This is a genomic window from Shouchella patagoniensis, from assembly GCF_002019705.1.
Classification (GTDB): domain Bacteria; phylum Bacillota; class Bacilli; order Bacillales; family Bacillaceae_D; genus Shouchella; species Shouchella patagoniensis.
The window spans coordinates 1,094,536-1,117,768 of sequence record NZ_KV917377.1 but is presented as its reverse complement, the minus strand read 5'-3'; the positions used below and the strand labels follow the sequence as shown (position 1 = coordinate 1,117,768).

General features: G+C 38.3%; 26 protein-coding genes. 16 read left to right on the top strand and 10 right to left on the bottom strand.

The features are described 5' to 3' along the window. Positions 1–76 precede the first annotated feature (76 nt). Positions 77–1,401 (bottom strand): IS3 family transposase gene (locus tag BK584_RS06080; RefSeq protein ID WP_139365623.1). Its coding sequence is split into 2 segments (ribosomal slippage): positions 77–1,023 and positions 1,023–1,401, totalling 1,326 coding nucleotides; the frame shifts between segments, so codons are not numbered across the junction. A 138-nt stretch (positions 1,402–1,539) separates the two neighbouring features. Further along, complete coding sequence (locus tag BK584_RS06075; RefSeq protein WP_139365622.1) at positions 1,540–3,144, bottom strand: peptide chain release factor 3; 1,605 nt, start codon at positions 3,142–3,144, stop codon at positions 1,540–1,542. Positions 3,145–3,287: 143 nt separating this feature from the next. On the opposite strand from BK584_RS06075, the gene BK584_RS06070 reads away from it, so the two are divergent. Further along, positions 3,288–3,479: a ComZ family protein gene (locus BK584_RS06070; RefSeq protein ID WP_078391763.1), complete on the top strand. Its 192-nt coding sequence runs from the start codon at positions 3,288–3,290 to the stop codon at positions 3,477–3,479. Then, positions 3,472–3,792, top strand: a complete 321-nt coding sequence (locus tag BK584_RS06065; protein WP_078391762.1) for a hypothetical protein — start codon at positions 3,472–3,474, stop codon at positions 3,790–3,792. The genes BK584_RS06070 and BK584_RS06065 overlap by 8 nt, the downstream gene beginning before the upstream one ends. Here BK584_RS06065 and BK584_RS06060 read toward each other — a convergent pair. Next, on the bottom strand, positions 3,789–4,022 hold the full coding sequence (locus tag BK584_RS06060; protein WP_078391761.1) for a hypothetical protein: 234 nt from the start codon (positions 4,020–4,022) through the stop codon (positions 3,789–3,791). The two genes, BK584_RS06065 and BK584_RS06060, sit on opposite strands and share 4 nt — an antisense overlap. Before the next feature lie 182 nt (positions 4,023–4,204). Here BK584_RS06060 and BK584_RS06055 point away from each other — a divergent pair, with 182 nt between their 5' ends. The 3 genes from BK584_RS06055 to BK584_RS06045 all read left to right on the top strand — a co-directional run bounded on the left by BK584_RS06055 (position 4,205) and on the right by BK584_RS06045 (position 7,869). Continuing rightward, a complete protein-coding gene (locus tag BK584_RS06055) occupies positions 4,205–5,140 on the top strand; it encodes a beta-ketoacyl-ACP synthase III (RefSeq protein ID WP_078391760.1) in 936 nt (311 codons plus the stop codon). A 39-nt stretch (positions 5,141–5,179) separates the two neighbouring features. Beyond that, positions 5,180–6,421 (top strand): beta-ketoacyl-ACP synthase II, encoded by a 1,242-nt coding sequence (fabF, locus tag BK584_RS06050; RefSeq protein WP_078391759.1) that lies wholly within the window; start codon positions 5,180–5,182, stop codon positions 6,419–6,421. A gap of 152 nt (positions 6,422–6,573) precedes the next feature. Further along, the gene (locus BK584_RS06045) at positions 6,574–7,869 is read left to right on the top strand and encodes an acetyl-CoA hydrolase/transferase family protein (RefSeq protein ID WP_078391758.1); all 1,296 of its coding nucleotides are present in this window, start codon (positions 6,574–6,576) and stop codon (positions 7,867–7,869) included. A gap of 11 nt (positions 7,870–7,880) precedes the next feature. Here the strand turns inward: BK584_RS06045 and BK584_RS06040 are convergent, their stop codons facing one another. From BK584_RS06040 to BK584_RS06030, 3 genes are all read right to left on the bottom strand, one after another. Beyond that, entirely contained in the window at positions 7,881–10,340 is a 2,460-nt protein-coding gene (locus tag BK584_RS06040) for a CBS domain-containing protein (protein WP_078391757.1), read from the bottom strand. 77 nt (positions 10,341–10,417) lie between these two features. Next, a complete protein-coding gene (locus BK584_RS06035; RefSeq protein WP_078391756.1) occupies positions 10,418–10,873 on the bottom strand; it encodes a hypothetical protein in 456 nt (151 codons plus the stop codon). Positions 10,874–10,965: 92 nt separating this feature from the next. Then, on the bottom strand, positions 10,966–11,559 hold the full coding sequence (locus BK584_RS06030; protein ID WP_078391755.1) for a cell wall hydrolase: 594 nt from the start codon (positions 11,557–11,559) through the stop codon (positions 10,966–10,968). A 410-nt stretch (positions 11,560–11,969) separates the two neighbouring features. On the opposite strand from BK584_RS06030, the gene BK584_RS06025 reads away from it, so the two are divergent. Beyond that, positions 11,970–12,734, top strand: a complete 765-nt coding sequence (locus BK584_RS06025; protein ID WP_078391754.1) for a CAP domain-containing protein — start codon at positions 11,970–11,972, stop codon at positions 12,732–12,734. 44 nt (positions 12,735–12,778) lie between these two features. Here BK584_RS06025 and coaA read toward each other — a convergent pair whose 3' ends face one another. Beyond that, on the bottom strand, positions 12,779–13,729 hold the full coding sequence (gene coaA, locus BK584_RS06020; RefSeq protein ID WP_078391753.1) for a type I pantothenate kinase: 951 nt from the start codon (positions 13,727–13,729) through the stop codon (positions 12,779–12,781). 110 nt (positions 13,730–13,839) lie between these two features. Continuing rightward, entirely contained in the window at positions 13,840–14,601 is a 762-nt protein-coding gene (locus tag BK584_RS06015; protein ID WP_078391752.1) for a GTP pyrophosphokinase, read from the bottom strand. A gap of 80 nt (positions 14,602–14,681) precedes the next feature. Between BK584_RS06015 and BK584_RS06010 the strand changes: the two genes are divergently transcribed. From BK584_RS06010 to BK584_RS25320, 3 genes are all read left to right on the top strand, one after another. Then, positions 14,682–15,518 (top strand): DUF2268 domain-containing putative Zn-dependent protease, encoded by an 837-nt coding sequence (locus tag BK584_RS06010; protein WP_169871087.1) that lies wholly within the window; start codon positions 14,682–14,684, stop codon positions 15,516–15,518. A 44-nt stretch (positions 15,519–15,562) separates the two neighbouring features. Continuing rightward, positions 15,563–16,309, top strand: a complete 747-nt coding sequence (locus tag BK584_RS06005) for a YjbA family protein (RefSeq protein WP_078391750.1) — start codon at positions 15,563–15,565, stop codon at positions 16,307–16,309. A gap of 108 nt (positions 16,310–16,417) precedes the next feature. Next, on the top strand, positions 16,418–16,546 hold the full coding sequence (locus tag BK584_RS25320; protein WP_281255737.1) for a hypothetical protein: 129 nt from the start codon (positions 16,418–16,420) through the stop codon (positions 16,544–16,546). Positions 16,547–16,838: 292 nt separating this feature from the next. Here BK584_RS25320 and trpS read toward each other — a convergent pair whose 3' ends face one another. After that, the gene (gene trpS, locus BK584_RS06000; RefSeq protein ID WP_078391749.1) at positions 16,839–17,828 is read right to left on the bottom strand and encodes a tryptophan--tRNA ligase; all 990 of its coding nucleotides are present in this window, start codon (positions 17,826–17,828) and stop codon (positions 16,839–16,841) included. Positions 17,829–18,171: 343 nt separating this feature from the next. On the opposite strand from trpS, the gene BK584_RS05995 reads away from it, so the two are divergent. Next, positions 18,172–18,726, top strand: a complete 555-nt coding sequence (locus BK584_RS05995; protein WP_078391748.1) for a TlpA family protein disulfide reductase — start codon at positions 18,172–18,174, stop codon at positions 18,724–18,726. A 4-nt stretch (positions 18,727–18,730) separates the two neighbouring features. Here the strand turns inward: BK584_RS05995 and BK584_RS05990 are convergent, their stop codons facing one another. After that, a complete protein-coding gene (locus BK584_RS05990) occupies positions 18,731–19,255 on the bottom strand; it encodes an HD domain-containing protein (RefSeq protein WP_078391747.1) in 525 nt (174 codons plus the stop codon). A gap of 84 nt (positions 19,256–19,339) precedes the next feature. Here BK584_RS05990 and trhA point away from each other — a divergent pair, with 84 nt between their 5' ends. The 6 genes from trhA to spxA all read left to right on the top strand — a co-directional run bounded on the left by trhA (position 19,340) and on the right by spxA (position 23,113). Further along, a complete protein-coding gene (trhA, locus tag BK584_RS05985; protein WP_078391746.1) occupies positions 19,340–19,990 on the top strand; it encodes a PAQR family membrane homeostasis protein TrhA in 651 nt (216 codons plus the stop codon). A gap of 144 nt (positions 19,991–20,134) precedes the next feature. Beyond that, positions 20,135–20,365, top strand: a complete 231-nt coding sequence (locus BK584_RS05980; protein ID WP_054710870.1) for a MerR family transcriptional regulator — start codon at positions 20,135–20,137, stop codon at positions 20,363–20,365. A gap of 17 nt (positions 20,366–20,382) precedes the next feature. Continuing rightward, positions 20,383–21,606, top strand: coding sequence for a putative glycoside hydrolase (locus BK584_RS05975; protein ID WP_078391745.1), 1,224 nt, complete (start codon positions 20,383–20,385; stop codon positions 21,604–21,606). A gap of 138 nt (positions 21,607–21,744) precedes the next feature. Further along, a complete protein-coding gene (locus BK584_RS05970) occupies positions 21,745–22,314 on the top strand; it encodes a GNAT family N-acetyltransferase (RefSeq protein ID WP_078391744.1) in 570 nt (189 codons plus the stop codon). 22 nt (positions 22,315–22,336) lie between these two features. Continuing rightward, positions 22,337–22,474 carry a hypothetical protein gene (locus tag BK584_RS24490; RefSeq protein WP_169871085.1) on the top strand — a complete coding sequence of 46 codons (138 nt, stop codon included), beginning with the start codon at positions 22,337–22,339 and terminating at the stop codon, positions 22,472–22,474. 243 nt (positions 22,475–22,717) lie between these two features. Continuing rightward, positions 22,718–23,113, top strand: a complete 396-nt coding sequence (gene spxA, locus BK584_RS05965) for a transcriptional regulator SpxA (RefSeq protein ID WP_035397066.1) — start codon at positions 22,718–22,720, stop codon at positions 23,111–23,113. The last annotated feature ends 120 nt before the right edge of the window (positions 23,114–23,233 follow it).

The window sequence follows — 23,233 nt, the reverse complement described above, 5'->3', positions numbered from 1 at the left end:
CATATCTACTATGTATATAGAAACAAACCGTGCCCCAATGAACTGTACCCTTTTTAATAGACAGTTAAAAAAACCTTTATGCAGCTAGTAAATGACCTCGGTATTGTTCCGGGGTCATTCTTTTTAATCCCCATTGATAACGATCAGAATTATAATAGTCAATAAAGTCTTCGACTTTGCTTTTCAGTTCAAACAACGTCCTGCACGCTTTAGCTTGTACGTGATCTTTGAAAAGTCCGAAGAAGGATTCCATTGATGCATTATCTAGGCAGTTCCCTCTGCGAGACATGGATTGTGTCAATCCAAGTTTTTTTACCCGTTTTTGGTACACAGGATGTGTGTAATGAAAGCCTTGATCCGAATGAAGGAGTGCACCAGGGAGAAGATTTCCGTCCGAAACGTCTTTTAACCGCTGGAGAGTCTTATAGACAATGCTCATTCCTAAGGATGTAGATAAATAATGCGCAACTATTTCTCGTGTTGTTCCGTCTTTGACACATGAGAAATAGACCTTTGTTCCATCAGCCAAATATAAGTACGTAATATCTGTCAGTAAGACGGCACCTGGTAGTTGAACAAACTTTCGATTAACAAGGTTTGTACACGTTTTGTGTTCTTGGGTTGCTTTAGCCAATTGTTTATAAGGATTTTTTCTACGGATGGTGGCTTGAATATGAAACTTCCGGGTTAGACGGAAAATTTTCTTTAGGTTCATCGTTACTCCATAATCATGCTCTAATTTCATCTTTAATTGACGTCCACCATCTTTTTTCTTTCCTTGTTCGTAAAGGGTATTAAGAAGTTTGTAATCTGCTTCATCACATTGCTCACGTTGAATACGCTTGTCTTCAGATGATAACCACGCGTAGTAGCTTGTACGTTTTACTCCTGCCATTTCACAAAGAAAGGTGACCATTCCTTTAAGCTGGTATTTTCTAATGGTTTGTTCGATTAACTGAAACGACTCTGATAGAGTTAATGCTTCTTCTTCGCCTGCCTTTCTAGTTCGTCGAGCTTTTTTAGAAAATCATTCTCCATCTCTAAGAGGGCTATACGCGCTTCCGCTTTTTTTAATTTTTCTTCTGCCGTTAAGACTTTTGAAGAAGGACGCCCTGTGCTCCCCTTCCCCCGACGCTCTGTATAAAATCCCTCTTCTCCATAGCTTTTATAGATCGATCTCCATCGTTTTAAACATTCTTTAGGTTTATCAGAACCTATGACCTCTAAATCAAATTCATGATCGAGAAAAATAGCCGTTGGTCCTTTTCCTGAAAGATTTTCTCGAACAGCTTTCACCTTAAAATCGGCTGAATAACTAATTGAACGATCAGAAACATGATGAACAGATGGATGACTCTCTAACTGTTGTTGTTCAAAGGTAGTAAAAATTCGTTTACTCATTTTTCATTCCCCGTTCTTCTCATTTGATTTGATTATAACGGGTCTGTTGTAAAAAAGAACACAAAAAACCCGAAAGATGGACTTTTTTAAAGTGTCCATTTTTCGGGTTACAGTTCACAAGCTGGGGCACGGTTTGTTTTATTCAACGGTTTTTTGGTAAAAGGAATTCTCATAAAATTGGAGCTCTGGGTATTTATCTTTTGCAGTCCTCATTTGGAATTCATTTTCAAATAAAGCGACTAACCTGTTCTCACGATCCGTAACAAGGTTTCTTTGCTTTTCTTTAAATGTTTTTAAAGCAGCTTCATCTCCATCAATCCATCGAGCAAAAGAGAAAGGTTGGCGGTCCATTTGAATGTCGACATTGTACTCCCCTTTTAAGCGGTGTTCAAGTACTTCAAATTGAAGCACTCCAACTACACCAACGATTTGTTGTTCAACAAATTTATTATACGTGCGAAACAGTTGGATCGCGCCTTCTTCCGTTAATTGCTGCAACCCTTTTTCATAGGATTTATGTTTTAATGCTTCTTTTACAGTAATAGCTGCAAAATGCTCCGGTGAAAAGTGAGGCATTTCACTGAACTCAAAAGCTTCGCCTTCCACAAGTGTGTCGCCAATGCGAAAAGTACCCGGATCAAATAGACCAATAATATCACCAGCGTAGGCCTCATCAACAATACTACGGCTTTGAGCAAGGAACTGTGTAGGCTGGGAGAGTTTAAGTGGCTTATTGGTCCGAACATGTTTAACGGTCATACCACGCTTAAATGTGCCGGAAGTGATTCTTAAAAATGCTACGCGATCACGGTGTTTTGCATTCATATTTGCTTGAACTTTAAATATGAAACCGGAAAAGCTTTTTCTTTCCATTGGATCAATAGGCCCAATGGAGCTTTCTCTAGTTGTAGGTGCTGGAGAAAGATTTAAGTAATGTTCAAGAAAAGTTTGTACACCAAAGCTTGATATAGCTGAGCCAAAAAAGATCGGTGTTAAGTCACCTTTATCAATTCGGTCTTTATCGTATGCATCTCCTGCAACATCAAGTAACTCTAATTCTTCACGGAACTGTGAGACAAGTTGTTCGTCTTGAATGACTTCATCAAGTTTTGGGTCATCGGCTCCAGTTAGTTGAATTATGTCAATTTCTTTAGGGTTATTAGGATTATACAGTTCTAACTTCTTATTCACACGGTCATAAACAGCTTTAAAAGATTGACCCATACCGATTGGCCAACCCATTGGATAAGAGCGAATTCCAAGTAGATTTTCAAGCTCTTCCATTAAATCAAACGGGTCACGTCCTTGACGGTCCAATTTATTAATGAAAGTGAATATCGGAATGCCACGTAGTTTACATACTTTAAATAATTTCTTAGTTTGTGCTTCTACACCTTTCGCGGCATCAATTAACATGGCTGCAGAGTCTGCGGCTGTTAATGTTCGGTACGTATCTTCAGAAAAATCCTCGTGTCCAGGTGTATCTAAAATATTTACGTGATAACCATCATATAAGAATTCTAAAACGGAACTTGTGACAGAGATCCCCCGTTGTTTTTCTATATCCATCCAATCACTCATCGCGTGCTTGGCATTTTTTCGCCCTTTAACCGTCCCTGCTTCACGAATGGCACCCCCAAAAAGAAGAAGCTTCTCTGTGAGCGTCGTTTTCCCGGCATCTGGATGCGATATAATTGCAAATGTCCGTCGTGATTGTATTTGGTCTTTTACTGTTGTTTCCATTGTCATCCTCATTTCCAACATCGATTTATCTATTATAGCAAGAAATGGAGTCTGTTTCATCCGACTTAGTAAAATCACTCAACTTGCCATTAAGTAATCGTTCAGTTATGTTTAAAGGAAATCTGTAAAAAGGAGTTTTTAACATGGATAATCAAGAGCGAAATATGCAATTTATGCAAATTGCGATGAAACATATTCCGGAGGCAAAAACGTTACTGGAAAACAAAGGAATTGAATTTAGTATGGAAGATATACAACCAATGCTTACCTTGTTAATGAACGTAATGAATGAAGCCTATGAACTTGGCAAAGAGGATGCAACAACAAATGAGTGACAAAAAGCAGGCATTGCAAGGGTTCGTTAAGCAAATGCAAACGGGAATTCAGTTAATAAAAGAAAACAAATATGAAGAAGGAATGAACCAATTAAAACCGTATGTGGCATTAATGGAAGAAGCGAATACATACCCAATTCGGATGTTTGCTTATTATGCAATGGCGCAATTTAAAACAGGTGATATTGATGGTTTTATACAGACTTATGAAAAGATAAAAGGCGTCGATGCTGTGGATGAAGAAGATGAAAAAGTGAAGCAGATCATCCACCAATGGTTTGTAGCATTGATGGACCAAATGGGTAACCATTAATCGCTTTTCTTGTTATCTAGAGAGCTTACGAGCGATATAAACAGTGGTTTTATCTGATCAAATATTGGTTGAATTGCTTGGATAAGAGCAAGAATGAGCAAGAGCTGATCTGTTCCTGCTAAGTCTTGTTCTTCTTCTTGTTCCTCGTTTTTTAAGCAGTCGGAAGTTGGCTCACGACGGCCAAACATCATTGAAGAAAAGAAATCATTTGATTCTCCGTTTGCTTTCAACAGCGACCACCCCCTTAGTTGTTCTATTATTAGTTTATCCGAGTTAATGAAAAATGGGATAGTAGCATTCGCCCTTTTCTAGCGTAAGAAAAGATGCTGGACAATAATGCAAGTTGTTTGCTAATATTAGGATCAGGTACTAATTGATCGAATCGTTTTTAAAGTGGGAAGGGGATAGACTGATGGCAAAAGCAGGGATGCTTGGCATGGGACGCTATGTGCCAGATAAACGGGTGACTAATCATGATCTCGAGCAATTTTTAGATACATCAGATGAATGGATTAGAACGCGGACTGGGATTGAAGAAAGACGTTTTGCCGAAGAGCTGGAAACGTCAGATATGGCTTATTATGCAGCAGTAAAAGCACTAGAATCTGCGGAAGTAAAGGCTGAAGAAATCGATTTGATTTTAGTAGCTACTGTTACGCCAGACATGCCTTTTCCTAGTGTATCTTCGATGGTTCAACATCGCTTAGAGGCAAAAAATGCAGCAGCTATGGATATAAGTGCTGCTTGTGCGGGTTTTATTTATGGCATTGCGACAGCACAACAGTTTATTGAAACAGGTGCGTACAAACATGTCCTCGTTATTGGTGTTGAAAAATTGACGAAGTTTGTGGATATGGATGATCGTAATACCGCCGTTTTATTTGGGGATGGTGCTGGAGCGTGTGTGATGGGTCCTGTATCAGAAGACAAAGGAATTCTAGCATTTGATCTTGGCTCTGATGGATCTGGCGGGAAGCACATTAATAAACAAGGTGATTTTCTCGAAATGAATGGGCGTGAAGTCTTTAAGTTTGCCGTAAGACAGATGGGAGATGCATCAATGCGCGTCCTTGACAAAGCAGGCTTAACAAAAGAAGATGTTGACTTTCTTGTTCCTCATCAAGCAAACATTAGAATTATGGAAGCTTCACGAGAGCGATTAGAGTTGCCTAAAGAGAAAATGTCAGTAACCGTTAATAAATTTGGAAATACATCTTCTGCCTCTATACCAATGGCTATGGTGGAGGAATTAGAAAATGGCAAGATAAAAGATGGCGATGTCCTTGTATTAGTCGGTTTTGGTGCAGGTCTCGTCTGGGGCTCATTGGCACTACGCTGGGGCCGTTAAGTGAATGACAGATTTTATTTTAAAAGGAGCGAAATGATAGTGGAAAAGCGACGTGTAGTAGTTACAGGAATTGGCGCAGTGACTCCGCTTGGACTAGATGCTTCTTCATCTTGGGAAGGAGCCATCTCAGGCAAGTCGGGAGTCGGAATGTTGACACGCTTAGATGCTGAAGCCTTCCCCATGAAAGTGGCAGCAGAAATCAATAGTTTTGATCCTGCTGACTATCTTGATCGAAAAGAAGCAAGGAAAATGGATCGATTTACACAATTTGCTGTAGTTTCAGCAAAGGAAGCACTTAAAGATTCTGGTCTTATGATTACTGAAGAAAATGCGAATCGTGTCGGTGTTTGGATTGGATCTGGAATTGGTGGCATGGAAACGTATGAGAATCAATTTCGTACATTTTTAGAAAAAGGACAGCGTCGAGTTAGTCCTTTCTTTGTCCCAATGATGATTCCAGATATGGCAAGTGGTCAAGTATCCATTTACACTGGAGCAAAAGGGCCTAATTCATGTTCAGTAACTGCCTGTGCTTCAGGAACAAACTCAATTGGTGATGCATTTAAAGTGATACAACGTGGTGATGCAGATGCGATGATTGCGGGTGGAAGTGAAGCTCCAATTACAAATATGGCGGTTGCTGGGTTCTGTTCGGCTAAAGCGGTAACCACTTCAGAAGATCCAACTACTGCGTCTCGTCCTTTTGATAAAAACCGCAGCGGGTTCGTTATGGGTGAAGGCGCAGGGATTCTTATTCTTGAAAGTTTAGAGTCTGCAAGTGCACGAGGTGCTAAAATTTATGCAGAAGTTGTTGGTTATGGATCAACGGGTGATGCACACCATGTAACTGCTCCTGCTCCAGAGGGGGAAGGTGGCGCAAGGTCAATGCAAGCCGCTCTGGATGATTCTGGCTTGGCGAAAGAAGAAATTAGTTATATTAATGCACATGGGACAAGTACTGATTTAAATGATCCTTATGAAACAAAAGCAATAAAAACAGTCTTTCAGAATCACGCTTATAATTTAGCTGTTAGTTCTACGAAATCGATGACTGGTCATTTGCTTGGTGCAGCGGGAGCAGTGGAGGCAATATTCTCTGTAAAGGCTTTAGAACAAGGGATCATTCCTCCTACCATCAATTTAAATGAACCTGATCCAGAATGCGACTTGGATTACGTACCAAATAAAGCGCGTCAGAGTGACGTTACAGCTGTTCTAAGCAATTCTCTCGGTTTCGGTGGTCATAATGCAACGTTAATTTTTAAAAAATGGCAACAATAAATGATGTCATTTAGAGAGCTGTGGGTTTGGCTAATGATCAGCCACCCACAGCTTTTGTTTTATCATGTTGAAGTAAAAAAAGAATGCAATATTGGTAGCGCTTTCTTTTTTTGTTTGGAAATAGTAAAATGAAGGTGTAGGGGGAGAAGAAATTGACGACATTAGAGACAGAATACAATCAGAAAAAAGCAGCTACGGCAATAGACGTGCTTCGGCATATTAAAAAAGAGAGTGATATTGTTGTTCCCATTGCTGTTGGTGAACCAAGAACGCTTATTGAAGCACTGCCCACATATACAGGACTCGAGGGCAACCGTTTATACCAGATGCTGTCTCTTTGGCCTGTTATTACAATTGAACAAGACAGGCTTAGAATTATTTCTATGTTTTTAGGAAGTGAAGAGAGAAAAGCTTTTCGAGAAGGGAAGCTTGATTTATTACCCAATCATTTTTCTGACGTTCCTGCATTGTTGAAAGAAATTGTACGTAGTCCAGTGGTGATGGCTCAAAGCTCACCTATGGATGAGCAAGGCTATTTTTCATTAGGAACAAATGCCGATTATGTTATGAGTCTAATTTCCTCTGGAGCAACTGTCCTTTTAGAAGTAAACAATCAAATGCCATATACATATGGGGAAAACCATATCCATCTCACACAAGTAATGAGTTTTTTTGAGAGTGATTGTGCTTTGCCGACTGCTCCACCAATGCCAAGCAGAGCTTCTGATAAAAAGATTGGCTCTTTCTGTGCTGATTTAATAGAAGATGGTTCTGTTATTCAAATTGGCTTTGGAGCTATACCAAATGCGATTATGGACGATTTACATAACCATCGTCATTTGACCATTCATACAGAAATGATCCCAGATAAAATTGTTGATTTAATCGAAAGTGGCGCTGTGACGAATGAGCATAATCCATTTTCACCTGGATGCATGACGGCTACTTTTGCATATGGGAGTAAAAAGCTCTATTCCTTTATGAATCAAAATGAGAAGGTTCATCTTTTACCTGTTGAAAGAACAAATGATAGTTATCAACTTTCAAAAATTGAACAATTAATAACGATTAATGCTGCACTTGAAGTGGATTTGCTTGGCCAATGTAATGCAGAAGTTATTTCCGGAAAATATTATTCTTCAACAGGTGGGCAATCAGATTTTGGAATTGGGGCGAGAAAAGCTAGTCGAGGTAGGGGAATCATTTGCCTTCATGCTAGTGCAAAAGATGGAACGATTTCTAAAATTGTACCGAGACTTTCTGAAGGGGCTGTTGTCACAACCTCAAAGAACGATGTGGATTATGTGGTGACAGAGTATGGAGTTGCTAAATTAAGAGGCAAAACAGTTTCTGAACGAACAACAGCGCTTATTGCAATTGCACACCCACAATTCAGAGAAGAACTTAAACAAGAGGCGGAAAGAATGGGTTTCTTACCACTCAGTTAAAAAAACGGATCTTAAGATCCGTTTTTTTCTTGTTTAACCCATTTAATTCCATCTTCTTTTGTTTTAATTTTCTCGTCAAGTTGTAGACACTCAAGCTCCAGTAGCCAGTTTGAAAAGATTGGGCTTGGTTTCAATCCGGCTGTTATTAAATCATACCCGGTAACAAGAGGCTTCAGTTTGGTTCTTTTATTCACATATAACTGCAACGTTTTTTCCATATTTGGATTTACGCAAGCTTGAAAAAGAATGGACTCGCTCGAAAAAGAAAATAAATGGCGATGAATGTGTCCAACTGATTTTGGCAAGGTTTCCCAAATTGGGTTAGTTAGATCGTCTAATAGATTGCGGTCTTTTTTTGTGAGCATATATGGACGTATGCGATTGAATGCTTCTTGATCGTGAGCTGCTGCTAAAAGATAGAAAATCCCATTTTCCAACCCTTGTTCTGATAATCGTTTCATATGATCAAAGGCGTTAGTAGATAAAGAATTTCCGAAAAAGGACTGCCAAGTATGCAGTTTATTAAGAAGCTTAAAAGCTTTTAAGAGGTTATGTTCATTTTCAAGATAAGTCAATTCATTTAGCAGCCGTTGGGCACTAATAAAATGAATAGCCTCACCTGTATCTTGAGCTGCTTTGGTTGTGTGATCATCTAATGAAAAGTCAAGACGGAGTGCGAAGCGGACGGCTCTAAAAAGACGGGTGGGATCTTCTTTGAAGCTCAAAGGATGCAAAATGCGAATCTTTCTATTTTGCAAATCAGTTTTTCCTTGAAAAACATCAACAAGCTCTCCGTAACGTGTTGCATTTATATACATTGCTAAAGCATTTATAGTGAAATCTCGTCTTGCTAGGTCCTCTGTGATAGATGCTGGTTTTACTTGTGGTAAAGCGCCAGCCGATGAATAAAATTCTCTTCTGCATGTAACAATATCAATCTCTAATTCTCCAGTCCATATAGCCGTTCCAAAATCTTCATAGGTTTTAACTGTTCCACCAAGTACGGTTGCTAGATAATGTGCAAATGCCACTGCATCACCTTCGACTACGAGGTCAATGTCAGTATGAGGCTTGTCCAAAAGGAAATCCCTTACTACACCACCAACTAAAAAAACAGAAACTTCTTGTTCGTCAGCAATAGAACCAATACGTTTTAAAAGCTGATCTGTTTTTGGACCGAAATACTTTGTTAATTGGGTAGTATTGACCTTATCTGGAAGAGTGTAAATGCCGTTAATTATATCTGAGCGTGTTAAAATACCGACTATTTGATCGTCATTATTTACTACTGGCAACCTGCCAATATGGTGTTGTTTAAAGACCTTTTGTGCTTGTTTAAGTGAATCATTTGCATGAATTGTAATGACGTTTTGAGTCATGATATTCTTTATGCTTTTTTCACCAAGTCCGAGCTGTCTTGCTTTTTTTAAGTCTGATTTGCTCACAATGCCTAGCATCTCACCATTTGATGAAAAGATAGGGAACCCGCTATGTCCAAATGTGACCAACTTTTGCCAGCCATCATTTACACATTCCGATTCCAATAATGTTTGCACCGGCCAACTCATCATTGTTTGAACGGTTTGCGCTGGGAGGGTTAATGCATACATAAGTGAGATTAATTTGTTTTTTACCGTATCGAGTGGTTGGTTTTTCACAACTGCAGCTGCAGCTCTAGCATGTCCACTACCTCCAAACATTTCGGTAATTCTTTTGACGTTCACTTCCTCTGTTTGAGATCGGGCAATGATGTAGGTGTGTTTCTTTAATTGAATACATGCGAAAATAGCATCTGGCTGGAATAATCGTAGTAGTTCCTCAACAACTCCTGATACATCTCCAACGTAATCAGGATAGGTACCAGTTGTGATTGCAAGTGTAATACCTTCCTGTTCATTGATTTCTATATGATCCAGCAATAATTGAAAAAGCGGATGTGTACCTATTTCTGATTGTTGTAAGTACGTAGAAACAACATCAAGATTCATTCCTTGATCTAGTAGATACGAAGCTGCGTTAAAATCACTAATCCTTGTATTGGAATGGGTCAAGCAAGCGGTATCGCTATACAAACCAAGGCCAAATAAAGTTGCTTCCACTGGACTAATTTCTACTTTTTGTTTTCTACATTGCTCAAGTAATGAAGTGATGTTCGTACCACTTTGTTTAGATGAAAGCAAATGATGATCGATAGAGTTAATTTTAATGGCATCGTTTATAGGGAACTCGTTCAAACCAGCCCTTTCAAGTGAAGCGCAATCCACAAAAAGGATGGAGGACACTTGTTTCCAATCAATTTCATGATAGGAAACGAGAGGGAAACAGTCGATATAAAGATCTAAGTATGCTTTAACAATGTTAGATTTTGTTGGACCAATAGCAGCAACCGCTTCAGGCTCTAATCGCTTTGCTGCGACAAGGGAGGCAAGACCATCAAAATCAATATTGGAATGGCTAACAATTACTTTCATTTATGTGCTGCCTCCTTTTTATAGTTACATTTATTAGTATACCAAAAAACGAGGAGCTTAAGCTTAAGCTCCTCGTTTTATCCGTAAACATCAACAGCTAGTCCTTGTATTTCTTGTATGAATGGTAATCTATTTTTAGTAGAAAAAGTGTGTAAACGTGTGCTTAGTTCTTTAATATCTTCAGAGTGAATGGAATGTGATGAAACGTTTTTAGAAAGTTTTTGATCTAGGTCTGGTCGTTCCTTTCGAATTTGGTTGTAAAAGGATGTTGTTTTACTATGAATTGAGAGCATTTGGTACCATTCTCCAGCATTAAGCGTATCTCTTGAGTTAGTGTTTATAGAAGTGAATGGCTTTTCTTTGCGTTTATGAGCATAGTTGTAGGCGTATATTTCGTTTTCAGATGAGTGGCGATTAGTAGCGAGAATAGGAAGAGAGGGAGTTACACGATTAACTGGAGCCACTTCTGTTGGATTTACACGGGCATGGATTGATGCTTCAATTCCTCGGTCGATACGTAATTGTTTGGACAAGTGTACCACCTCCGTTGTTATATCTATACCCTAAACTATGCAAGATGAATCAAAAAAGCACACCAGCAGTTTTTGCTGATGTGCTTTTACCATTACCTAGCAAAGATATGATTGCCAATAACAATGGTTTGTTCACGAGTTGAGACCCAATTGCTTGTCGCCGTTGCAGGATTATAGAAATAAAGAGATTGCTGTCCTTGTCCTCTTAAGGTAATCGCTTCATTAACAGCCTTTCGCGATTCATAGTCTGGTTCGTTATGAATCGCACCATCCAACACAGGAGAAAATGCATAGTGACCCGTTTCTGTTACTTGAGTAATAACATCATGAACAGAGTTTGGATAATCTGGATGGTCAACTCTGTTTAATACGACTTTTGCAACTGCAACTTTTCCTGCATAAGGCTCGCCTTTTGCTTCGGCATAAACAAGGCTTGCAAGCAGTTCTCTTTCTTCTGCCGAAATGGATGCAGGGATCGTTAGAGTATCACCAGCTTCAATCATCTTTGTATCAAGTTCATTGATGCGTTGAATGGATGTTTTTGATACGCCATAACGCTCACTTAATGAATAGAGAGATTCTCCTGCTTGGACGGGGTGTGTTAATGATTTTGCATCAGATTGGCTAAAGGGAATCAGACTCAATCCAATGAGGCTAATAAAAGCCAGTACTGTCTTTTTTAACATTCGATTCACTCCTATCACCGAGATAATATATGTGTTTTGAAACACACGTTAATACATTAACAGAAGTTTGTGCTCTATGAAGGTGTGAATGTTTTCCAACTAACAAAAAAAGTGAGAAGAACGTAGATACGGAGTACAGGCAGGGCCTCTTATTACAATTGCATAACGAAAAAAGCCAATTTTACAATTGTGTAACAATTAGACTGGGATTTCCAGTACCGTTTGTCTAGTAAAGGTGGGGTAAAAGACGAACCTATGCAGTGAAAAAGAATATTACAGCATATTGCAAGATGGAACTCCAAGAATCTTTTTCCATCGAATCAATCTATGAGCCTATGCTAGGATGTGCTTGTACCTCTCGTAACAGGGGAATCGCACAGTACGTGCAAATTATAGGAGGATTTATCTTTATGAAGAAATTCGCATTTACTACATTAGCTGCAGCAGTTGTAGCAGGGTTCAGCTTTACGAATCAAGCGGAGGCTGAAACCGATCAACAGATCGAAGTTAAAGGTCCATATGTATATACAGTATCAGGTGAGTGTTTACCAATAAATGACTTCATCAATAAGAATAAAGATGGTAATGGTCAAATCGATTGGTCGGAAGTTAATTTTGATGATTTTGACTATGGAGACTGGATCCCAGATTCAGAAGAAGTTCCTGAACAAGAGGAAACTCAAACTTCAGAGGAAGAAGTTGTAGAGGAAGATCCAGAAACATCTGAAGAAACACCTCAATTAGAAGAAGTTGATAGCGAAGAAGATCAAGGTGATAGTGAATCAGCTACAGATGTATCTGCAGAGGAAGATCAAATGGTTCAGCTTGTGAATCAAGAGCGTCAAAAAGCAGGACTTGAGCCTCTTACTATTGATCCAGAGTTGACGGAAGTAGCGCGTGTTAAAGCGCAAGACATGATTGACAACAACTATTTTGACCATAATTCTCCTACATTTGGTTCGCCATTTGAAATGATGGATCAATTCGGGGTTACTTATAATACTGCTGGTGAAAACTTAGCTGGTAACCAAACGGTTGAAGATGCGCACACTGCATTGATGAATTCACAAGGTCACCGTGAAAATATTCTAAGCAGTAACTATACAGAAGTGGGTATTGGTGTTGTTGATGGTGGACCGTACGGAAAGATGTTTGTTCAATTATTTAAAGGTTAATTGTATATAAGAGAAGAGCCGCATGACGAATGCGGCTCTTCTTTTTATTTTCGTAATTGTATTTGCTCTACTTGATGGTCCGGACCTTTTGTTAAGATTAACTCAGCCCTTAACCGAGTTGGTTTAATGTTTTTTTCTAAATTAACACCGTTAATCGATCTCCATATTGAAACCGCCATCTCTGTTGCTTCGTTATCGGATAAACTACGGTAACGATGAAAGTAAGACTCAGGTTTTTGGAAAGCCGTATTTCGTAATAGGTGAAAGCGCTCTATATACCAAGTAAGAATGTTCTCTTCGTTAGCATCTACATAAATACTAAAATCAAAGAAATCCGATACGAAAAGGTGTGGCGTTCTCTTGCCTTTTTTGTTGACTTGCAACACATTAATGCCTTCAACAATGACAACGTCTGGTGCATCAAGTGCTTGCATATCATTCTTATCAACATTGTATGTTAAGTGTGAATAGACTGGAGCGTGTACGTGATCAACACCAGATTTTAAATCTGTTAGAAATGAAATTAAGCTGCGTATATCATAACTTTCTGGAAACCCTTTACGTTTCATTAAGCCACGTTCTTCTAACACTTCATTTGGATAAAGGAATCCGTCGGTTGTTACCAAAGAGACTTTAGGCTTTCCTGGCCATCGCGATGCAAGAGCCTGAATAAGCCTAGCAGTAGTGCTTTTTCCAACTGAGACACTGCCGGCAATGCCGATAATAAATGGAACTCGTTTCCTTTCTTTTTGTAGAAATTGATTCATGTCATCGTGCAAGTGCATATTATGCTTCATGCGTTTGTACAGCAGTTCGGATAAAGGCAAATAGATATCCTGTACCTCTGATTCAGAAATGGTTTCATAAATGCCTTCAAGTCCTTTTCGCTCTTGTTCTGATAAAGCAGAGCTTAGCCCTTTGCTTAGCTTGGCCCACTCTGTTCGGCTAAAAGGCGTAAAAGCCTCTAAACTTTTTGTCAGTTCATCCGTAGTCATAAAAGGTTCTCCTTTGCAGCTAAAAGCATTACATTCGTAACTGAAGAGTAGCATGCGTGAAAAGGATAATCAAGAACGGATACTTTCCAACATACGTTAAAAGAAGGAACTTATTTATCTGGTAGTTGTTGCAACTGCTCTATTAGTTTTTGCGGAATCTTAAATGTTTCATTGTTTAAACGTAGTTGATCAAGCTTTATTTCGGATAGGTTCTTTTCAGATGAATGTTGTTGTTTGACTTCGATCATTTCTAGATGGAGTTTTTCCATTTTATGATCTAACGCTGCTGCAGAGTGAGAAGCTTCTGTTAATTCTTCTAGCAAGTGCACGGGAACGTTGCGCTCGTATTTATAAAAGATTTTATGCTCAAGACTCGCCCAAAAGTCCATAGCAATCGTACGAATTTGGACTTCAACACAGATATGGCCTTGCTTTGAAGAGGTATAAACGGGGACACGGATAATCATATGTAAGCTACGGTAGCCATTATCCTTAGGTTTTTTTATATAATCTTTTACAGAGAGTACCTCCATATCTGTTTGTTTTCTTAGCATCTCCTCGAGCTTATATATATCCGAAACAAATGCGCATGTAATACGTATTCCCGCTATATCATTAATTGTTTCTTTAATTTGTTGCAAATCTGCTTTCATATTTTTTCTAATGACTTTATTAAAGATACTTTCCGGTGATTTTAGACGAGTTTTAACATGTTCAATAGGGCTATAATCTTGAAGCAACTCAAACTCTTCTTGTAATATAGTAATTCTTGTTTCCATTTCGTCTAAAGCGAATTTATACATCATCATGAATTCGGTTAATTGTATTTTTAACTGCTTTATTTGATCCATATCAATTATAGGTCGGTTCATGTCTTCACCTCTTGTCAATTATTTTGATACTGTTATAAGAGAAAGTCAAATGTAACTTTACAATGTTAGGGTGTGAAACGATGGGTGTTATAAAAACAAATAAATGGATTGAACTATATTTAGCACACTCGAATAAACGGACGTTAGAAGAACGGTATCGCCAATTATTTATTCAACCACTACAGTCATTATTTTCCTACTCTTCGGATAATGAGCTTGCTTCTTTTTTGAGCGATGCGGGCATGTTCCAGCCTGGACAATTACATGAATTAAAAAAGATGCTTCAATATCGTCATTTAGAAATTGCACGTGATCATTTTGATTTCTTGAAAGAAATATGGAGTGGACCAAATATCCCAATCTATATCTTGCTTGCCGACAAAAGTCTGAAGAAACCGGAACGTGCTGTCGGAGGTAAGATGGGTATTAGCTTATCCGATGGAATTGTTCTCTTTGTTCCATTTAATGTAAATGAGTTAGAGTTAAAAGCATTGCTCACACATGAATACCACCATGTATGCAGATTGAAAGTAACAAATGAATCAGAGCAAACCATTACACTCCTTGAATCAATGATCATGGAAGGTTTGGCAGAAATAGCTGTGGAAGAAGAAGTCGGAGAAGCGTACACTGCTCCATGGACAAAACTGTATGATAAATCTTGGAGACAGGAATGGTTTTTAGAATATATTGAAAAACGATTGCAGCAAAAAGGAAGACTTGCATACAAAGACATCTTATATGGAAGAGTCGATCAAGGTATACCGAGAATGTTAGGATATTATGCTGGTTATCGACTTTGCACGAAAGTAGCAACCGGTTTAAATAAAAAAACGGATGAACTTATGATTACACCTTCAAGTACATTCTTAGAATATGCAAAGCGCTATGATGTGTTTAAGAATTTGAACCAGTGACCATACTGTTTTCAAGAGAGAACTAGTAAGGAGGCAGAATCAATATGGTTATGATGCGTGATGTTTGGGTGAACTGGTTTGAAGGTGAAGAAAATGGCTATAATGTTTGCCCATTCCATGAGTGGCGAAGTGAGGACCGAGTCGAAGTGTTGGATCAAGTTAAATTGGTTAAAGGAACACCAGAGCTAATGGATTTTGTTGAGAACCAATTACTTGATTTGCCCCAGAATTTACTGAATGCAGTGCACCAAAAAAGTTATTTACGGAAGAATATGTCGCGAATTCAGTTAGATTACTGTTTTATTATAACTGATGGAGAACGAATTATAGCTGTTGATACGATGGGTTATAAAACACCAGTCCGAAAAAGTAGACTAACGCCACGTCAAGAGCAACTTGTTTATGAAGCGCTTGCGGACCAAGAACTGGAGAGTTTTGAATTAATTGAGGATGTAACAGAAAAAGAATATCACTTGCTTTCATTGAGTCCGTTTGAATTAAAAGGACTAACGCGAAGAGAAAGACAATTAAAACAATTGCTTTTTATGGTGTTAGATCAATTAAACACGAGTGCGTCAGATGCGGAATTAAAGTACTGGTGTACGGAATGGAACCCGTTGTCTTATCAAAAATTAAAAACAAAAGACCGTGACGAAGTTTGGAATCATTTGTTAGTTGGCGCAAGAACTGGTTGGAGTGAAAACCATTATAGATTATGTGAAGCAATGGTAAAAGGCAATAGTTTTTTCGAGAAACTGTGGGAACTTGAGCATCCTGAACGTGTAAAATGAGGGAGTAAGCACTTAACGAACGTTAGGTGCTTTTTTTATGGATTTCTATTAGGTTTACATCGTATGCGCTTTCTTTTATAATAAGCGTAAAAGGAGGGGGGAATGGTTATGGGTGCTGAAACGATGGATGGTTTAGCTTATTTGGTTATGCAAATATTTACTGTGATTCTTCTTGTAGGAACACTAGGTGTATCTTTTTTTGTCGGTAAGATTTGGAAGAAGACAAACGGATATTAATTGAGGCAAAGGGTTCCTAATGGAAGCCTTTTTTCTTGACCGTTATAAATAGAAATAGTTACTTTGAATTGTTTTGAAAACTAGAAAATTCGGCTAATTTAGAGATGCTTTTACAGAAGTAATAGATCTATTAAAGATGTTCGCTTTATAGATAACAGCTGGTATTAATGAATGAATGCAAGAAATGTAAAACGGAACGTAATAAACAGCATAGCCTATTAAATAATTAATAACTAGTTGAGTAACAGAAAGAAGAGCAGACGATATCGTCTGCTCTTCTTTCTGTTTAGTTTTAACGCTTCTTTCGTCCAAGCCCCATTGCTCGTTCAGCTTTAACTAATATTTTTTGCGCTTCTTTGTTTGCTTTGTCCGCACCTTTATCTAGAATTTGATCGAGTTCATCAGAATGAATTAATTCATTATAACGTGCTTGAATAGGCGATAATGTGTTGATCACTGCTTGAGCTAAATCAGCTTTAAAGGGACCATACCCTATTCCTTCATATTCTGCCTCTATATCGGAGATGGAACGATCCGTACAAAGGGAGAAGATTGACAATAAGTTCGAAACGGCAGGTTTCTCATCACGATCAAAACGAATGATTCCGTCTGAATCTGTAACAGCGCTTTTTACTTTTTTTTCAATCGTTTTTGGGTCATCTAACATAGAAATAAAGCTTTTAGGTTGAGGATTAGACTTACTCATTTTTTTGTGTGGATCATTTAACGACATGATGCGAGCTCCTACTTTAGGAATTCGAACTTCTGGCACCGTGAAAATGTCATTGTATTTTTGATTGAAGCGCTCAGCTAAGTTCCTTGTTAGTTCTAAATGTTGTTTTTGATCTTCCCCCACAGGAACAATATCTGTTTGGTAAAGCAAAATATCTGCAGCCATCAGTGGTGGGTAAGTAAGTAGTGATGCCGAAACTCCTTCTTTTCCACTTGATTTATCTTTAAATTGAGTCATTCTTTCAAGCTCGCCTATGTATGAAACGCATTGCATTAACCAACCTAATTGGGCATGAGCAGGTACTTCTGATTGAATAAAAAGAGTAGACTTTTCAGCATCAATTCCGGAAGCAATATATAAGGCTGCCAAACTCCGAATGTTCTCTCTTAATTTCAAACGTTCCTGAGGTACTGTTATTGCATGTTGGTCAACAATGCAAAAATAACAACTATATTCATCTTGCATACCCGCAAAATGCTTCATTGCACCTAAATAATTTCCTAATGTTAATGTACCGCTAGGCTGAATTCCTGAAAATACGGTTTGCATTTTGTTCAACTCCTGTCATTACTACTCTTAATTATCGTAATGCACAGAAGGGGCAAAAGCAACTATCTAGGATTTACTAAAAGGAATATCTGAAGAAGCTGGCATAAGAAAATAGGCCAAGCACATATAGTTAAAAACGACGACTCTTTGTTTGATTTCTCTTGCGTAAAACGAGTAAACAGACATTTAAAATAAAGAGGATAGCAAACCAAAACATGGAGTAAGGTATATCTTGGAAAAAGAATACAAATAGTAAGAATGCAAAACAAGCAAATACTTGTAAGGTTTGTAAGAGGGACATAGGTAACACACTCCTATAACCTTCGAAGAAGGAGGATTTTATATGATTTGTATTGCAAAAAAAAGTTTACTTAACATAGGACTTATTAGTGCAATCATCGTTACAGGTTGGTTCCATTTACGGACTGAAGAGATTTTTCGTCACGTTGAGGTAATTGTAAATGCAAAAACGGAAGGCGTCCAGGTAGATGAAATTGCTCCAGCTTTTACTTTGCCTACTTTGTCAGGAAAAGAAAAAACCTATAAAGCTGGAGGTGCGGCTGTGACAGTTATTCATTTCTTTTCAACATGGTGCTATCCATGTCAGGAAGAGATGCCATTAATTGTTAAGCTGGAAGAGGAGATGACAGCAAAAGAAAATCAGTTTATCGCTGTTAATTTAACAAGTTCGGAAACGGATAGGAGTCAGTTGCAACCATTTTTAAACCATTACGGTGCTTCTTTTGATCCGTTACTTGATGAAGCCGGATTAATTCAAAAGAAATATCAGATCTTTGGTGTACCAACCACACTAATTCTTGACCAAAAAGGAAAAATCATCAGTCGTATTAATGGCCCGATGAATGAAGAGCAAGTGAAAATGTTACTTGCGCGTTAATGTTCTAATTTAAATTCTTGTTGAGAACTGCAGTAATTTTACTATCGAGTTCATGTAAAAGTTGACGTGCCTGCTTGTCGCTAACTGTACGATAATGATGGTCCCCTAGTGGTTCTTCATCCATTTCGTCTGCTCGAGCAACAAGTGACTGGAGAGGCGTAAGTTGTAGTTTGCCATTAGGCAAATAAGAATCTGTATGAAGGAGAATAGCAAGTGCTATTTCCTTTGCCTTTCTTGGGTGTTCCCCAAGACGAATGAGTAATTTATGGGCTCTCTCTGCACCTTTAATGGCATGAATGTCGTACGCTTTATAGAGAGAAAAATCCCATTTTCCATTTTTATACCAAGTGTAATGGCCAATATCATGTAAAAAAGCTCCTTTTGTAGCAAGATCGACATCAATTTTCTCATTAATCGCTAAAGCGTAGGCATGATAGGCACAGCGAATGGCATGTGCCATTCCAGAGCGCTGGATGTATTTTTGTGCTATGCGATGATCATAAATTTGTAAAAGTGTTACGTCTCTCATCAATTTGTACTCCTTGTCTGCAAATGCATTTTTTTAATTACCTATGCTATAATGGAGTAAAGCGTTTGTAAAGGGGATGTTTTTTTGGCGGAGACTCATGTGTTTTCAAAACGTGAAGAAATAGCCAATGCGATTACTCATGGTATCGGTGCTGTTCTTAGTATTGCAGCTCTCACATTGCTAATTGTTTATTCGAGTATTTATGGTACTGCCTGGCATGTTGTCAGTTTCACAATATACGGAGCAAGTATGCTCCTTCTTTATATTTCCTCAACGCTAGTCCATAGTTTCCCTGCAGGAAAAGTCAAAGATTTGTTTGAAATCTTTGACCATGCTGCTATTTATGTATTTATTGCAGGAACGTATACGCCTATTTTACTTATCCTAGTTGGAGGCGGTTTAGGTTGGACGTTATTTGGAATCGTATGGGGAATAGCCTTTGCTGGGATTTTGTTTAAAGTTTTTTTTGTTAAGAAATTCTTGTTCTTTTCAACAGTTTTATACTTAGCGATGGGTTGGTTAGCCATTTTTGCGATTAAACCAATTTATGAGTCTCTATCAACCACAGGAATCTGGTTTCTTGTCATTGGAGGACTTTTTTATACGGTTGGAACAATCTTCTATATGTGGAGAGGCTTTCGTTACCATCATGCAGTGTGGCATTTGTTTGTTATAGCGGGATCTATTTTTCATTTCTTTCTTGTGTTTTTTTATGTTTTGCCCGTTAATGTCTAAAAAAAACCTGGCTGACAGGTTTTTTTTATTCTCAAAATAATGCCCAATAACTAGAAGCAATGAGAAAGATTGTAGTTTTTTTATTGTTTTTCTTGGCAATGAATAGAAAAGAACGATATACTTTATGTCGAGGAGGATGGAACTTTGTATATCTCTCTGAATCAATTGGCTGTATACCTTGGGGTTACGGAATCATATTTAAGAGGACAGCTCCTCTTAGGAAATATCTCTGGCGTTTTTGATGGGGAGAAGTGGCTGTTTAACCAATCACAGTTTGACATACATAAGAAACAACTTGATGATAAACGAAAGCAAGCGGTAAAAGATGATGAGGAGCCCATTCCAGAAGATTGGGACGCGCATGACGAAGATTAACAAAAGGGTGTGTACATATGAAAAAAGTAATAATGGGCGGTCTTTGTGTGGCTTTGGCTACAAGCATTTCTTCCATAGGCACTGAAGGAAATGTCGCAATGGCAGAGACGGGACAAACGGCTTTAGCCCATGCTCCGAAGCTTATTAGTGACAATACATTTGAGGCACCGACACGATCAGGTCGGTTTGTTCACCAGTCTGGATATCACTTTGATTATCCAGAAGAAGGCGTACGTGGTATTTTCTTGACTGCGCACTCTGCTGGGGGATCGAAATTTAATTCGTTGGTTGATTTAGTAAATGATACTGAACTGAACTCGATGGTTATTGACATAAAGGATGATCACGGAAATATTACGTATATGCCTGATGAAGACTCTCCATTCTATGATATTGCAAAAAACTTCATTGATGATCCAGCTGAAATGATGTCAGTACTTGAAGAGAATGATATTTATCCGATTGCCCGCGTTGTTGTTTTTAAAGATTCAGTTTTGGCTGATCTAAGACCAGATCTGTCATTTAAAGAAAATGGTTCTGTTTGGAAAAATGGTCGTGGCGAATCGTTTGTAAATCCTTTTCTTGAAGAAGTATGGGAATACAATGTTGCGGTTGCAAGAGAAGCGGCAGAAATGGGCTTTCAAGACATTCAATTTGACTATGTTCGTTTCCCCGAAGGGTTTGAAACAAGAGATGAGGATCTAGACTATGAAACTGGGAAATATGGAGACGATGAAAGTGATAATGTCCAGCGTCGTGTAAGTGCTGTAACTGATTTTGTTGCGTATGCAAGGGATGAATTAAGCGTATATGATGTGGATGTTTCAGTTGACATATTTGGCTATGCCGCAACAGTTCCAGAAGCTCCGGGAATTGGACAGAACTTTCTAAAAATATCCGAGAATGTTGATGTCATTTCTTCAATGATTTACCCAAGTCATTGGGGACCAGGTTCAATTGCCGGACTCGACAAACCAGACTTATACCCATATGAGTTGACAGATGAGTACGCGAAAGTTGAGAACGATTTGTTAGGACAACTTGGAGATGACCAACCAGTCTCTCGTCCTTGGATTCAAGATTTCACAGCGAGTTATTTAGGTTCAGGAAATTACTTAAATTATGGTGCTGCTGAAGTAGAAGACCAAATAAGGGCTTTGTATGAGAACAACATTAATGAATTCCTTTTATGGAATGCGGGTAACACGTATTCAGAAGGTGTTGATTACGAGAATCCATAAAAAGAAGCGGCATTTGCCGCTTCTTTTTATGAGTAAACATTGCATTTTGGGCAATCTTAAAGAGAACAGGTTTGAACAGATCAGAATAACGGTATGATATATAAGGGCTTTAAATGAGACTATAAAGGAGTGTTGAACATGTCCACGTGGTATGAAAAGCTAGCGGAATATTTCCCAGTTGAGGAAATGAAATCAGAAGAGCATATGAAGCTGCTCTTGAAAGAGAAAGGTGATATATACCATAAAGATGAAAGTAATAAACATGTGTTAATGTATGTGGAAACAGAGGATTTCGTTTTTGTTGATTATTTATTTGTGTCGGGGACTGCTAGAGGAGAAGGACTAGGGAAAAAGTTAATTGAACAATTGAAAAAAAAGAATAAGCCGATTATACTGGAAGTAGAACCGATTGATTATGAGGATACTGATACTGAAAAGAGGCAACGCTTTTATTCGAGGGAAGGGTTTAAGCATGCTAAATCAATTGGATATCGTCGACGTTCTCTTGCGACAAATAAAGTGACAGAGTTAGAAATCTTATATTGGTCACCAGAGAATGATGATGAGAATAGTATATATGAAAAAATGAAGCATACGTATGAAACAATACACACGTATAAAGATTCTCATCTTTATGGTGCTTCTTATGAATCTGTGAACAAAGTGCTTACGCTTGATGATAGTGAGATTGAACCTATGAAATCTTAACACAAAAGGGTGGTGATGCGTGATGAAACAAAGAACGAAGACTAAGCGGCGCAAAAAAAGGAATTTATGGGAAGATGTACTAAAAAAACGAATTGGTAATTGGAAAAAGCGTAGAGAAAACCAAAACCCATACCCGCAGTCACGCAGATCCATTGCTTAACTTCACCAAAATAAATCGGTGAAGTTTTTTATTATTTATGTGTTTAATAAGTATGGAATGCGGGTACATAGAAAGCAAGACACAACCGAACAACGATACTTTCCCACATTTTTTGTTTAATCTTTGTATAAGTTTAATCGTTATACACTATACAACAGTTAGACAAACTTGTATAATGAGAATGTGATTAAGTGAACGAATGCCGATAAACTGATATTTGAGGTAAAGGAGAGGTTCAATAAGATGGTCACACTATTAACATCCCCTAGTTGTACATCTTGTAGAAAAGCAAAAGCATGGTTGGAAGAGCATGATATTCCTTTTGAAGAGCGGAATATTTTTGCTGCACCACTCTCTGTAGAAGAAGTAAAACATGTTGTCCGCATGACCGAAGATGGGACGGATGAGATCATTTCTACGCGATCAAAAGTATTTCAAGAACTCGATGTAGAATTGGAATCACTGCCTTTGCAAAAGTTGTTCACAATTATAAGCGACAATCCAGGTCTTCTTCGTCGCCCAATTATATTTGATGAAAAGCGTCTGCAAGTTGGCTATAATGATGCAGAAATTCGGCGCTTTCTTCCAAGAAAAGTCCGGACGTTTCAACTTCAAGAAGCACAGCGTCTCGTTAACTGATGATAAACCTTCTGCAGAATTTATGCAGGAGGTTTTTATTTTAACTTGACAAGGATTAGTCGGTGAGGGAAAATATAGAACTAACATCATGATTAATGGTAAGGGAAGCAGATTGATTTC